Origin of the sequence: Nocardioides panacis (genome assembly GCF_019039255.1) — a bacterium.
In the GTDB taxonomy this organism is placed as follows: Bacteria; Actinomycetota; Actinomycetes; order Propionibacteriales; family Nocardioidaceae; genus Nocardioides_B; species Nocardioides_B panacis.
Genome location: NZ_CP077062.1, coordinates 3,444,365 through 3,457,761, shown reverse-complemented (window position 1 = coordinate 3,457,761; position 13,397 = coordinate 3,444,365). Strand labels below are relative to the sequence as shown.

The 13,397-nt window shown below is 73.9% G+C and carries 11 protein-coding genes and 1 pseudogene; 6 read left to right on the top strand and 6 right to left on the bottom strand.

From position 1 onward, the window contains the following. Positions 1–31 precede the first annotated feature (31 nt). Complete coding sequence (locus tag KRR39_RS16880) at positions 32–970, top strand: SDR family NAD(P)-dependent oxidoreductase (RefSeq protein WP_216938660.1); 939 nt, start codon at positions 32–34, stop codon at positions 968–970. A gap of 35 nt (positions 971–1,005) precedes the next feature. Continuing rightward, positions 1,006–1,293: a DUF1905 domain-containing protein gene (locus KRR39_RS16875; RefSeq protein ID WP_216938659.1), complete on the top strand. Its 288-nt coding sequence runs from the start codon at positions 1,006–1,008 to the stop codon at positions 1,291–1,293. 16 nt (positions 1,294–1,309) lie between these two features. On the opposite strand, the gene KRR39_RS16870 is transcribed toward KRR39_RS16875, so the two are convergent. Beyond that, the gene (locus KRR39_RS16870; RefSeq protein ID WP_216938658.1) at positions 1,310–1,819 is read right to left on the bottom strand and encodes a DinB family protein; all 510 of its coding nucleotides are present in this window, start codon (positions 1,817–1,819) and stop codon (positions 1,310–1,312) included. A 68-nt stretch (positions 1,820–1,887) separates the two neighbouring features. Between KRR39_RS16870 and KRR39_RS16865 the strand changes: the two genes are divergently transcribed. The 3 genes from KRR39_RS16865 (at position 1,888) to KRR39_RS16855 (ending at position 4,278) form a co-directional block, all read left to right on the top strand. Then, positions 1,888–2,424: a GNAT family N-acetyltransferase gene (locus KRR39_RS16865; RefSeq protein ID WP_216938657.1), complete on the top strand. Its 537-nt coding sequence runs from the start codon at positions 1,888–1,890 to the stop codon at positions 2,422–2,424. A gap of 32 nt (positions 2,425–2,456) precedes the next feature. Next, positions 2,457–2,840, top strand: coding sequence for a hypothetical protein (locus KRR39_RS16860; protein WP_216938656.1), 384 nt, complete (start codon positions 2,457–2,459; stop codon positions 2,838–2,840). Positions 2,841–2,985: 145 nt separating this feature from the next. Further along, positions 2,986–4,278: an HNH endonuclease signature motif containing protein gene (locus tag KRR39_RS16855; protein WP_216938655.1), complete on the top strand. Its 1,293-nt coding sequence runs from the start codon at positions 2,986–2,988 to the stop codon at positions 4,276–4,278. Positions 4,279–4,375: 97 nt separating this feature from the next. Here the strand turns inward: KRR39_RS16855 and KRR39_RS16850 are convergent, their stop codons facing one another. The 5 genes and pseudogenes from KRR39_RS16850 to rarD all read right to left on the bottom strand — a co-directional run bounded on the left by KRR39_RS16850 (position 4,376) and on the right by rarD (position 11,500). Beyond that, the gene (locus KRR39_RS16850; RefSeq protein WP_254185209.1) at positions 4,376–5,131 is read right to left on the bottom strand and encodes a YqjF family protein; all 756 of its coding nucleotides are present in this window, start codon (positions 5,129–5,131) and stop codon (positions 4,376–4,378) included. Positions 5,132–5,335: 204 nt separating this feature from the next. Beyond that, positions 5,336–8,506: a M36 family metallopeptidase gene (locus tag KRR39_RS16845; protein ID WP_216938654.1), complete on the bottom strand. Its 3,171-nt coding sequence runs from the start codon at positions 8,504–8,506 to the stop codon at positions 5,336–5,338. 77 nt (positions 8,507–8,583) lie between these two features. After that, positions 8,584–9,486: an alpha-galactosidase gene (locus KRR39_RS25070; RefSeq protein ID WP_254185208.1), complete on the bottom strand. Its 903-nt coding sequence runs from the start codon at positions 9,484–9,486 to the stop codon at positions 8,584–8,586. Positions 9,487–9,559: 73 nt separating this feature from the next. Further along, positions 9,560–10,513, bottom strand: a pseudogene (locus tag KRR39_RS25065) (glycoside hydrolase family 36 N-terminal domain-containing protein); the annotation flags it as partial. A gap of 75 nt (positions 10,514–10,588) precedes the next feature. Next, positions 10,589–11,500 carry an EamA family transporter RarD gene (gene rarD / locus KRR39_RS16835; RefSeq protein WP_216938653.1) on the bottom strand — a complete coding sequence of 304 codons (912 nt, stop codon included), beginning with the start codon at positions 11,498–11,500 and terminating at the stop codon, positions 10,589–10,591. A gap of 129 nt (positions 11,501–11,629) precedes the next feature. Between rarD and KRR39_RS16830 the strand changes: the two genes are divergently transcribed. Next, positions 11,630–13,207, top strand: coding sequence for a phytoene desaturase family protein (locus KRR39_RS16830; protein WP_216938652.1), 1,578 nt, complete (start codon positions 11,630–11,632; stop codon positions 13,205–13,207). Positions 13,208–13,397: the final 190 nt, after the last annotated feature.

Below are 13,397 nucleotides of genomic sequence, written 5' to 3'. Positions count from 1 at the left end.
ACCCTCACCACCGCCGGGACAGGATGGGTCCATGACTCTGATCACCACCCGGTTCGACGCCACCACCACCGCGGACGAGGTCGTCGAGGGCGTCGACCTGTCCGGCACCCGCGCGGTCGTCACCGGCGGCGCCTCCGGCATCGGCGTGGAGACCGCCCGCTCGCTCGCCCGGGCCGGCGCGGCCGTCACCCTCGCGGTCCGCGACACCGCCGCCGGGGACCGGGTCGCCGCCGACATCACCGCGACCACCGGCAACCCCGACGTGCACGTGGCGTACGTCGACCTCGTCGACCTGCCGAGCGTGCGGGCCTTCACCGACGCCTGGACCGGGCCGCTGCACCTGCTGGTCAACAACGCCGGCGTGATGGCGGTCCCCACCCTGGAGCTCACCGACCGGGGGTGGGAGCGCCAGCTCGCCACCAACCACCTCGGCCACTTCGCGCTGACCACCGGGCTGCACGGCGCCCTCGCCGCGGCCGGCGGCGCCCGCATCGTCTCGGTCAGCTCGAGCGGCCACCTGGCCTCACCGGTGCACTTCGACGACCTGTTCTTCGAGCGCCGGGCCTACGACCCCTGGCAGGGGTACGGCCAGTCGAAGACCGCCAACGTGCTGCTCGCCGTCGAGGCGACCCGGCGCTGGGCCGACGACGGGATCGTCGCCAACGCGCTGATGCCCGGCGGGATCATGACGAACCTCCAGCGCTACGTGTCCCAGGAGGTCAAGGACGGCTGGCAGCGGATGCAGGACGAGGGCCGGGTGACCTTCAAGGACACCCGCCAGGGCGCGGCCACGTCGCTGGTCGCGGCGGTCGCTCCCGAGCTCGCCACGGGGGGCCACTACCTCGAGGACTGCAACGAGGCCCCGACGGTCGCGAACGATGCGCACGTCTCGGCCGGGGTCCGGGAGTGGGCGCTGGACCCGGAGGCCGCCGCGCGGCTGTGGGACGTGTCCGCCGACCTGGTCGGCTAGGTCCGCCCGGGGGCGCGCGCTCGTAGGCTGCCGCTGTGCACCTGGAGTTCAGTGGGGAGATCTGGTTCTGGAAGGGACCGGCGCCGTGGCACTTCGTCAGCGTGCCCGCCGACGAGTGCGACGAGCTCGAGGCGACGTCCTCGTTCGTGAGCTACGGCTGGGGGATGATCCCGGTGACCGTGCGGATCGGGGAGACCAGCTGGACCACCTCGCTGTGGCCCAAGGAGGGCGGGTACGTCGTCCCGCTCAAGACCGCGGTGCGCCGGGCCGAGGAGCTCGACGTCGGCGACGTCGTGACCGTCCGGCTGACCGTGGACGTCTGAGGCCCGCCGGCCGGGGCTAGGAGACGGCGGCAGCGGCCAGGACCTGCTCGCGCAGGATGTCCGCGTGCCCGCAGTGCTGGGCGAGCTCGCGCAGCACGTGCAGGTAGACCCAGCGCAGCGGCAGCGGGCCGCGCCGGTTGCCGTGCACCAGGTCGTCCGGGCCGAGGCCCGCCACCGCACGCCGCGAGGACTCGCAGGCCTCACGGTGCGCCTGCTGCACGCCGGCGACCGTGTCGCCGTCGGTCAGCGCGAACGACTCGTCGGGGGTCGCGGGGATGCCGATCTCGGCGCGCGAGCGGCAGGTGACCGCCTCGTCGAACCAGACCTGCTCGACGAACGTCGCGTGCTTGACCAGGCCGAGCAGCGTGGTCCGCGACGGCACCAGGGACGCCCGCGCCTGCTCCTCGGTCAGCCCGTCCAGGCACTCCGCGAGCATCGCCCGGTGCTCGTCGAGGAACACCTCGAGCTGGAGGTCGAGCGGCTGGTCGATGACGTCCTCGGCGGACGCCGGCGGCGGGGTGGGCATGCCCGCAGCATCCCAATGCCCGTCGTGCGCCGGCAACCGGGGTGGTGCCACCTGGCAGAGTCGGCGCCGTGAGCACACGAGCCGGGTCGCCGTACGTCGAGCTGCGACCGGTCGAGGAGCGCGACTGGCGCGCGGTGCACGGGTGGGCGAGCCGCGAGGAGGTCTGCCGCTACCAGGGCTGGGGACCCAACACCGAGGAGCAGACCCGCGCCTTCGTCGAGCAGGCCGTCGCCGCCGCCGACGAGCGGCCCCGCAACCGGTTCGTCTACGTGGTCACCTGCGACGGCGAGGTCGTCGGCAGCTGCGAGCTGAACCTGCGCGGGGACGGGCAGGGCGAGATCGGCTACGGGCTGCACCCCGAGCACTGGGGACGGGGGCTGGCGACCGCGGCGGCGCGGCTGCTCCTGGAGCTGTGCTTCACCGACCTCCGGCTGCACCGGGTGTTCGCCACCTGCGACCCGCGCAACCTTGCCTCCGGCCGGGTGCTGCGGCGGCTCGGGATGACCCACGAGGGCCGGCTGCGCGAGGTGCTGCTGATCCGGGACGGCTGGCGGGACTCCGACGTCTACGGCCTGCTCGCCCACGAGTGGTCGGCGACGGGCTGACGCCGGGGGGAGGCTCGGGTTAGCGTCTCGGGGTGAGGAGACCACCGCACGAGAACGTCGCGACCGTGCTGGTGCACCCGCGCGTACTCGGCGACCTCGAGCTCGAGCTGATGGCGCTCGACCTGCGGGTGTGGCCGGTGCGGACCGCGCCGATCTGCGACGACGGGCCGCGGCAGGCGTTCCAGGTCCGGCACCGGCTGCTGGAGCGGCACCGCGGCGAGTGGGACCTCGCGGCCGACTGGACGCCGGTGTGGATCGGCTTCGGCCCCTCCTGGCGCGACGGGGACGAGCCGCTGCCCTGGGCCGCGCACGCGGTGCTGTGGCGGGCCCTGGATGCCCGGGCCGAGCACGTCCGCTTCCACCGGCGTCTCGAGGGCGTGCCGCGGCTCGCCGTCCCGGACGAGGCGGCCCGCTGAGCGGCGCCCGGCTCGGGCGGGGATGAAGGGGACCTCAGCGCTCCTGGGCAGCCAGGTTTCGTCCACACAGGCAGGGCCCCAAGGGTTGTCCACGGCGCGAAAACTCGTTCGAGGACAGGGGACTTGGCACTCGTAGCGTTGCGGCATGACCTCGGTGACCGCGCCTCCGCCGCCTCCGGTCGGGCAGCCGCCCGCCGGACATGCGGTGCTGCGGTTCGCCGCCTCGCTGTCGGCTGCGTTGGACCGGCTCGCCGGGACCCCGACCTGGTCGATGACCCGGGCCGAGCAGCGTGAGGCTTTGGTGGAGCTGCGCCGGCAGCGCAACCGCCTGAAGGAGCTGGAGCTGCGGGTGCTGGTGCAGGCCGACCGCGACGACATCGCCGCGGACTCCGGCGCCGTCGACACGGCGGCCTGGCTGGCGCACGCCACCGGGACCAGCACCGCGAGCCGGCACCGCGACCTGCACCTCGCCACCGCGCTGGACGACCGGTTCGGCCGGACCCGGGCCGCACTGGCGGCCGGGGTGATCGACGTGGAGAAGGCCGGCATCCTCACCGCCGCGGTGCAGCGGCTGACCTCGGAGCACGACGACCTCCCTCCCGGCACCGAGGCCCGCGCCGAGGCGCACCTGCTCGAGCAGGCCAAGGTGTTCGACGCGCGCACCCTGCGCAGGTTGGGGCACCGGCTGTTCGAGGTGGTCTGCCCCGAGGCGGCCGACGCCGCCGAGGGTGCCAGGCTCGAACGTGAGGAGGCCCGGGCAAGGGCGCTCGCGCAGCTGACGATCCACGACCAGGGCGACGGCACCAGCCAGGGCCGGTTCCGGCTGCCCACCCTGCACGCGCAGCTGTTGAGGAAGGCGCTGGAGGCGCTGACCAGCCCGCGGCGGATCGGGGCGGCCCGGCTCGACCCGCAGACCGGGGCGAAGCTGCCGCACGCCACCCTGCTCGGGCTCGGGCTGATGGAGCTGCTGGAACACCACCTCAGCGCGGTGCCTGCCGTGAACGGGTCCCCGTTCACCGTGGTGGTCACGATCGGCCTCGACGCCCTGGTCTCCGGTCTCGGGGTGGCGGCCCTTGACACCGGGCACCGGGTCTCGGCCGGGGAGGCCCGCCGGCTGGCGTGCCGGGCCGGGATCATCCCGATGGTGCTGGGCGGTGACTCGGTGCCGTTGGACGTGGGCCGGGAGCGGCGGTTGTTCGACCGCTACCAGAAGCATGCGATCAACCACCGCTACCAGGGCTGCGCCGCGGACAGCTGCGACCGGCCGCCGGCCTGGGTGGAGTACCACCACCTGCAGCCGTGGAGTCACGGCGGCCCAACGGACGCCAGCAACGGCATCTCGCTGTGTCCCGCGCACCACCGGATGGCCGACCACCCCCAGAGCTACGACCTGCGACGACTCCCCGACGGCACGGTCCGGTTCAACCGAAGGACCTAGACCGCAGACGGAAGGCCCACGGGAAACCTCGGCACGTCCGGGCGCCCGCAGGCGCCATTCCGCGGACGGTGCACCTGTGCCCGTCAGCCGGGGAGCGTCACGTCCGCCGGGGACGGTCCGCCAGGGTGGGCAGCCCGAACTCGGTGTGCACGCCGTCGCTGAACGCGACGTGGTCGGGCGCATGGTCGGCGAGCTCACCGAGACCGACCGAGGCGGTCAGCTGGTCGTCGAGCGCGAGCAGCTCCGCGTCGCGCAGCGGCCAGGGGCCGTGGGCGTTCGGGACGTAGAAGGTCCGCCCCCACCGGCTGACGTGCAGGCCCCACCGGGCGCTGAGGAACTCGTCGAGCGGGGTCGCGGCCCGCGGGCCGCCGACCCGCACCGAGACGTGGCTGGTCGGGCGCGAGCTGCGGCGGCGCAGGCGGGCGTCGTAGGTGCGCACGTCGCCGCGGACGTCGTACCGCATCCGGGCCCAGCGGTAGGGCAGGCCGAACACCGCCTGCGCGCCGGCCACCACGACCGCGCGGTCCGTGTCCAGGCTGAGGAACACGATGCCGCGCCGACCGGTGTCGTCCACGGAGTACAACCGGACGTTCGTCTCCAGGAACGTGCCGGCCCAGGGCACGCCCGGTCCGCGCGCCACGCCGGCGTCGACCATCCGGAACGGCACCAGCCCGACGTAGGTCACGCCCTCGTAGGTGTCGGGGCGCACGCCCCGCGGCAGGTACGCCTGCACGCGCCACGGCTCGACCGCCCAGTGCAGGAAGGTCAGGTCGCGCCAGTGCTGGTTCATCATCACCGGGCCGCGCACCGGTGGGGCGACGGGGGAGACGGGCTCGATGCCGGGGACGGTCACGCCGCCAGCCTAGGCACGCCGGGCCCGTCCGCCCGGTACGACCGGATCGGGACCTTCGGCCCTGATCCCACGACGGGTCCCGAGTCACAGTGGTGCGGTCGTGACTCTCCGATCCCACGGGCTCGGAGCGCGAGGAAGGCCCCGTCCACGAGGGGTGGGACGGGGCCTTCCGGCTCGTGGGCGGCCCAGCGAGGGCCGCCGGGCCTACTTGGTGTCGGTGATCGTCAGCGTCATGTCGGCTGCCGCTCCGGCGTACAACGAGGTGAGGACGTACGCCGTGCCCGACGGGATGATGCCGGACTCCTCGGCCGACTCGGTGGCAAACGAGCCGATCTGCGCGCAGTCCGCGTCGTAGAGGTAGACGTCCGCGTCGACCGCGGTCGGCCCGGCCGCCAGGCTGAACGCGTGCTGGCCGTCGTTCGCCTCGCCCGACAGCACGGTGACGTGGCCGTCGCTGTCCTGGCTGGCCGGCGGCACGGTGCAGGTGTTCTCCAGCTCGGTGCCGACCACGCCCGGGGAGACCACGTTGGCCGGGTTGCCCGCGGCGATCGTGAACTTCTCGGTCACCGGCGCGTCGAGCGGCGGCGGGGGCGGCGGGGTGAGGCCGGAGGCCGAGGCGCTGAACACCTGGATGTCGCCGACCTGGACGTTGGTCTTGGTGTTGCCCTGCGGCGCGTCGGCCCAGAAGCGGATGAAGCCCGCCTTGGTCGGGGTCGGCAGCGTGAACGTCTTGTAGTGCAGGTCCGGGACCACCGGGCGCGGGGCCTGGTAGCCGAACGCGTCGGTGCCGCCCACGTTCTGGGTCTTCCAGTTCACCCCGTCCGTGCTGGTCTGCAGGGTGAAGCTCTTCAGGCCCTCGAACCGGCTGCTGGTGTAGGCGCTGACCTGCACGGTGTCGACCACGGACTCCTTGGCCAGCTTGATGACCGCCTTGCCGCCCTTGGTGGTCTTCCACGAGCTGGCCTCGGTGTCGTCCATCGCCGCGCCGGCGTCACCGGAGACCGAGACCGCACCGAACGTCTTCGACGCCAGGTTCGGTGCGAGGACGAGGTTCCTCGTGGTGGTCCGGCCCTTGGTCACCGCGACGCCGTCGAACGTCCGGGAGCCGAACCCCCGCGACTGCACGGTGAGCGGGTACGTCGCCTGGGTGGCCGTGATCCGGAACGCGCCGGTGGGGCCGGTCGTGGCGACCGGGGTGCTGCGCGCCTCGAAGCGACCCAGCATGATCCGCGCACCCTCGACCGGCTTGCCCGTCGAGGCGTTGAGCACGGTGCCGGTGATGGTGCCGTTCAGGGCGGGGTTGCGGTTGTCGAAGCCGGGCACGCCCTCGGTGTCGTTGCCGCCGGTCGGGTCGGCCTCGGTGACCGCGTCGTGCGCCGAGAGGCCCATGCCGCGCTGGGCGAACGCCGAGTAGACGATGTCGACGAGCGCGTCGAAGTCGGACCGGGCGTGGTAGCGGTCGTCGAGCGCGGTCATGATCGCGGTGCGCTCGTCGAGCATCGACGGGTTGTTCGGGGACAGCGGCATCGCGTCGGTGACGACGTGCTCGGCGATGTCGGATCCGGCGGTCTCGCCGTACCTCGCGACCAGCGCCTTGCGCACCTGCCACAGCGTCGCGGTCCAGATCTCGCCGTCGGCGTGCACCTCGGGGCCGACCAGGTCGTAGCCGATGTCACCGAAGGTGGTCGGGTTCTGGTCGTAGGCCCAGTTGCGGATGCCGCGGGTCTTGTTGCCGGTCACGAACCCGCCGAGCACCGAGTCCTTCTGGAAGCCGTTGCGGTGCAGGTGGTCCAGGGCGTACCAGTCGCCCCAGCCCTCACCCATCGAGCCGGACTGGTGGGTGCCCAGCGAGCCGTCCTCGGTGCCGACGTAGCGGTTCGAGAGGCCGTGGGAGTACTCGTGCTGGATCACGCCGGCGTCGAAGTCGCCGTCGGCGCAGGGGCCCTCGAACGCGTCGTCGATGGGCTCCCACAGGAACATCCCGCTCCACGGCGGGATGCCGTCGGGCAGCGTGAGCATGTAGGCGTTGTCGCGGCCGGTGTACGTCGGGGAGCCGCCCGACACCGCGCCGGCCTGGACAAGGCCCTGGATCGGGTCACCGGGGTTGCCGCCGGTGGTGGGGTCCGGGTCCTTGTTGGTCAGCTGGAAGTTGCCGCCGGAATCGGTGAACCCGAGCCGGTAGTACTCGTCGTGGATCCGGTTGTGCTGGTAGAAGAGGTTGGTGCTCGCCGCGTCCTGGTCCTGCGGGTAGGAGGTCGGGTCGCACTTCGAGCTGCCCCAGTGGTCGGCGAACGCGTAGTCGAACTGGCCCGTCGGGCTGACCGGGCGCGGGCCCTGGTCCGCCGGGACCTCGAAGTTCGACCAGTTCGCGTGCGCGTTGGCGTTGTTGCCGAACGTCGTGATGCCGAGCCCGGTGAGGCCGGTCGGGTCGACGTACCCGCCGGGGGAGGCGTCGTTGGCGCCGAAGGACACGTGCCGCGGCTGTCCGCCGGCCGGGGCGCCGGGGTAGTTGTCGTAGATCGTGCCGCCGGACTCGTGCTGGACCAGGCTGGCGGAGTAGAGCTGCTTGCCGGTCTCCGCGTCCACGACGACCTGGTAGCCCTCGTCGAGGTGCTCGACGAACAGCACGGAGTACGCCGCGCGGGCCCCGTCCACGGTCGGGAAGGCCACCTTCTTGACGTAGGAGGAGGCGGCGAACGGGCCCTTCGCGAACACGTCGTACCCGGCCTTGCTGCCGGTCCGGGACGGGGCGAAGGCCAGGGCGCCCGCGAGCCGGGCGGCCACGCCCTGGAGCGCGTCGGACGAGGACAGCTTGAAGGAGCCGCCGAGGGAACCGGAGCGGACCGTCTCGCCGGTGTAGGACAGCACCGAGCCGTCCTTGCGGACCGCGAGGCCGAGCGAGCCGCCGCGGGCCGCGGCGATCCCGTCGAAGGTCTGGATGAGCTGGACGACGTGGGTGCCGGTGTCCGGGAGCACGTGGTCGCGCCGCAGCTGCAGCGCGTCGACGTCGGCCGCCGAGAGGCCGAGCATCGCCCGGTTGGCCGCCAGCCACCCCTTGGCGACGTCGACGGCGCTGCCGGCGCGGGGACCGGACAGCGTCCGGCCGAGGGCGGGGGTCAGGGTGCGCGGCGTGCCGAAGCGGGCGTCCCAGGTGGCGCGGGCGCCGGGGCTGGCCTTGATGACGGCGGCGACCGCGTCGGCCTGCGCCGCGGTCGGCCGCACCAGCGCGCCGACGCGGCTGTCCCCGGTCGCGACCGGGGCGGGGGAGCCGGGCAGCGCGGTCACGGCGGCGGCGGTGGACGAGAGGGACAGACCGGCGATGGCGGCGGCAGCAGTCGCGGCGGCCAGTACCTGGGTCGTGCGGGTTCTCCGCATGGCAGGTGCTCCTTCGAGGAGGGCCCGGAGCTGGTGCCCGGGTCGACACCTGCCTCAACGACGCGGAGCGGGTCAGGTCACGCGGGCGTTCTCGTCGCCTGGACCAGGACCAGCCGCTCGGGGTGCAGCGTCGGCGCCTGCACGCCCGCGGACCCCAGCACCCGGCCGGGCAGCTCGACACCGGTCGGCCACCAGGGCAGCGGCGAGGTGGCCGGCCCCTCGACCCGGTCGCCGGGAGCCAGCGGCGCGAGCCGGTACGTCGCGTCCGGGTCGAGCCCCGGCAGGCGTACGACGCCGGCCGGCGCCTGCACGCTGGTGGCGGTCTGCACGAGGGCGTACACCGCCCGGCCGCGGTCCGGGGCGACCACGCCGTGCACCCACAGGGCCGGGTCGTCGTGGTCCGCGTGCACGACCGTCCCGGTGTGCAGCAGGTCCCGCAGCGACCGGTGGGCCGCGACCCAGGCGCGGAGCCGGGCGCGCTCCTCGGGACCCGCCGCCGCCAGGTCCCACTCGATGCCGAGGTGGCCGAAGAACGCGGTGCCGGCCCGGAAGTCCAGGGTGTGCGTGCGCCCGGTGGTGTGCGAGGTCGGCGCCCCGACGTGCGAGCCGATCAGCTCCGGTGGCAGCAGCAGCCCGGTCCAGCGCTGGACCTGCTGGCGCTCGAGCGGGTCGATGCAGTCCGACGCCCAGACCCGGTCGGTGTGCTCGAGGACCCCGAGGTCGACCCGGCCGCCGCCCGAGGAGCACGACTCGATCTCCAGGCCGGGATGCGCAGCGCGCAGCTCGGCCATCAGCCGGTAGACCGCGTGCGTCTGCCGGTGCGCCGGGCCGAGCAGGTCCGGTCCCGCGAGCAGCCAGTCCGGGTGGTCCCGGGCGAGGTCCGAGTCGGGGTTGACCATCTCCGGCTCGACCCACAGCCCGAACTGCATGCCGCGCGCCCGCACGTGGTCCACGAGCGGGTGCAGCCCGTCCGGCCACACCTCCGGGTCGACGTAACCAGTCGCCGAGGCCGGCCCGGTCGTCGCGGCGCCCGCGGAACCAGCCGTCGTCGAGCACGAACCGCTCGGCGCCGACCTCCGCCGCGGCGTCCGCGAGGGCGGTGAGCCGGTCGAGGTCCTGGTCGAAGTACACCGCCTCCCAGGTGTTCATGGTGACCGGCCGCGGGCCGTGCGGGTGGTGCGGCCGGTCGCGCAGGAACGCGTGGAACCGCGCGGACATCGCGTCGAGGCCGACCCCGTAGGAGCCGTAGAGCCACGGCGAGGTGTACGACGCCCCGGCAGCCAGCCGGACCTCGCCGGGCAGCAGCAGCTCCCCGCCCGCGAGCAGCCGGACGCCCGCGGGGGTGGCCTCGGCGAGCGTCCGGTGGTGCCCGCTCCAGGCGACGTGCACGGCCCAGACCTCGCCGCCGCGGAAGCCGAAGCCCGGCTCCCCGGCGGCCATCAGCAGCGTGGCGTCGGTGCCGGTGCGACCGCGGCGGCCCTCGCGCAGGTGGGTGCCGAGGGTGAACGCGTGCCGTTGCGGGCTGCGCTCGCGCAGGTGCCGCCCGGTCAGGTCGAGGAGCTCGCGGGCGCGGCCCGGCACCGGCAGCGCGAGGGTCAGGCCGTCGACGACGAGCGGGGCGGGGTCGTCGTTGGTGACGGTCGCCCGCTGCCGCACCAGGCCGCCGGCGGTCAGCTCCAGCTCCAGCAGCAGCGAGGTGCCGGTCGCGCCGTCCGACGCGCGCACGACGAGCCGGCGGCCGTCGAGGTCGGTCGAGGTGACCGCGAGCCGCGGGTCGACGTACGCCCCGTCGCGGTGCACCGACAGCCCGGGGGTGCCCAGCCAGCCGGCCGCGTGCTCGGGGAGCAGGGCCAGCGGCACCGCGTCGTCGAGGGTGTTGGACGCCTGCTGCGCCCGGTGGGCCAGGGCCAGCGCCTCGAGCTGCGGCTGGTCGAGCGCGCCGACGTCGGCGCCCCAGTGCAGCACCCGGGGCAGCCCGTCGCCGCTGCCGTCCAGGACCAGGCTCATGCCGGCTGCGCGCAGGTGGAGGATCGCCATGGGCCCATCCTGCAGCTCGCTGCCGCCGGGCAGCGTCAGGCGGCGTCAGGCGGGGACCTGCTCCTCGGGGCGCACCCGCAGCCGCTGCTGGTGGTGCCGCAGCGTCGAGACCGTGAACAGGACCAGCGCGAGCCAGATCAGCGAGAACCCGACCCAGCGCATCGCGGGCATCGGCTCGTGGAAGAACAGGATGCCGAGCAGGAACTGCACGGTCGGGGTGAGGTACTGCATGAGGCCGAGCGTGCTCAGCGGGATCCGGGTCGCGGCGCCGCCGAAGCAGAGCAGCGGGATCACCGTGACGACACCGGTGCCGACGATCAGCAGCACGTGCCCGGCGCCGTGGCCCACGAACGTCGAGGCGCCGGTCGCGGTCAGGAACACGAGGTAGCCCACGGCCACCGGCGAGACCACGAGGGTCTCGACGACCAGGCTCTCGACGGCACCGGCGTTCGCCTTCTTCTTGGTCAGCCCGTAGCAGGCGAAGGAGAAAGCGAGGACCAGCGAGATCCACGGCGGCCGGCCGTACTCCACGGTCAGCGCCACCACCGCGACCCCGGCCAGCGCGAGCGCCACCCACTGGAGCCGGCGCAGCCGCTCGCCGAGGACGAGCACGCCGAGCAGGACCGAGACCAGCGGGTTGATGAAGTAGCCGAGCGACGTCTCCACGACGTGGTGGCTGTTGACGCCGTAGATGTAGGTGCCCCAGTTGACCGTGATCAGCACCGCGGCCAGCGCCAGCAGCCACCGGGTACGGCGGTTCGCGAGCGTCGCGCGGAGGGCCGCCCGCTTGCGCATCACCAGGACCACGCCGAGCATCACGATCATCGACCAGAAGATCCGGTGCGCCAGGATCTCCACGGCGCCGGCCGGCTCGAGCAGCGGCCAGTAGAGCGGGAAGAACCCCCACAGGGTCCAGGCCGCCAGCCCCAGGATCACTCCGCGTCGCGTCTCGCCCACCGTTGCAGGCTACGGCACCTGTCAGGAGTCAACATCCCCTCACCACTGTCTGGACACCCGTGGTTGCAATCGTGTGCAGGCTCGGCCAGAGTGGGCTCGTCCGACCCGCTGCGAGCCGCTGGAGCGCTGATGACCCCCTCGCCCGCCCCCCTGGCCGCCGATCTCCCCGACGAGGTCGACGTCGTCGTCGTCGGGGCCGGCCACAACGGCCTGACCACGGCCGCCTACCTCGCGGCGGCCGGCCTCGAGGTGCTGGTGCTCGAGGCCGTGGAGCACCCGGGCGGCAACACCCGCACCGAGGAGCTCACCCTGCCGGGCTTCGCCCACGACAGCTGCTCGAGCGCGCACGTGCTGATCCAGTCCAACCCGCTGCTGCGCGACGACGAGCTCGGCCTGCTCGCGCACCACGGCCTGCGCTACGTGCACACCGACCCCGCGGTCGTGCTGCCGCAGCCGGACGGCGACGCCCTGGTGATGCACCGGGACCTGGAGGCCACCGCCGAGGAGGTAGCCCGCTGGTCCGCCCGCGACGCCGAGGCGTTCCGGGCGATGGTCGGGGAGTGGACCGGCGGGCTCGCCGCCGTGCACGGACGGTGGAGCTCCGGCCTGGACCTCGGGGACGCCGACGCGGCCCGGGCCTACCGGTCGTTGAAGGACCGCAGCGCCTGGGACGTCATCCACGAGCGGTTCGAGCACCCCACGATCCGCTCGTTCGTGACCTGGCTGGCGATGGCGACCATCCAGGATCCGCGCCGGCCCGGCACCGGCGTCCTGCCGTCCTCGCTGACCGCCGGGCGGCTGAGCTTCGGCTGGTCCACCCCGGTCGGTGGCTCCGGCGCGCTGCCCGCAGCGCTGATCGACTTCCTGGGCGAGCACGGCGGCCGGGTCGCGTGCGCGGCTCCGGTCGTCGCGATCGACGCCGCCCGCGGGACGGCGCGGAGCGTGCGCACCAGCGACGGGCACACCGTGCGAGCCCGCCGGGCGGTCGTGTCGGCGGCGCACCTCGCCACCGTCCCCGCGATGCTCGAGGGCGTCGAGGTGCCCGCCGACCTGGTCGAGGCCCGCGACTCCTGGCAGCCGGGGCTGAGCGTGTTCGCGGTGCACGCGGCGCTCCGGGGCGACCTCGGCTTCCACGGCCGGTCGGGGCCGGTGCCGTCGACCGCGGGCGGCTTCGGGTCGACCGCCGGCGTCGCGGCCCAGATCGACGCGCTGCACCGCGGCGTGCCCGACGCCCGTGACCCGTGGCTGCTGGTGGTCAACCAGAGCGTCGTCGACGGGACGCGGGCACCCGCGGGACAGGGCACCTTCAAGATCCTGACGATCGCACCCCACGACCGCTCCGACGGCCGCTCCTGGCAGGAGTCCAAGGACGAGTACGCCGCGCAGCTGGTCGACCTGGTCCGGGCCCGCACCGACGGCCTCGGTGACGCCGACGTCCTCGCGGTCCGGGCCGAGTCACCGGTCGACGTCGCGGCCCACAACCCGCACAACCTCGGCGGCTCGTGCCACGGCGGCGAGTTCCGGACCCGCTCCGGCGGCGTGGTCCCGGGCTGGCCGTCGTACACCACCGGGATCCGCGGGCTGTTCCTGACCGGCGCGACCAGCCACCCCGGGGGCTCGGTGTCCGGCCGTCCGGGGCGCAACGCCGCCCGGGCGGTGCTGACCGACCTCGGCATCGACCCCGCGAAGGTGATGGGGCCGACCTGACGGCGCCGACCCGGCGACTCTGCCGGTGCCGACGGCGCCGACCCGGCGACTCTGGCGGCGCCGACGGTGGGTGGAGTCGCCATTGGCGCCGGGTCGGCGCAGAAGGTGATCGGATCCAACTTTGACGCTTCGCGTGTGACCCTGGACACATCTGCGCAGCGGGGCTAGGTTGACTGGATCCAAAGGTGCG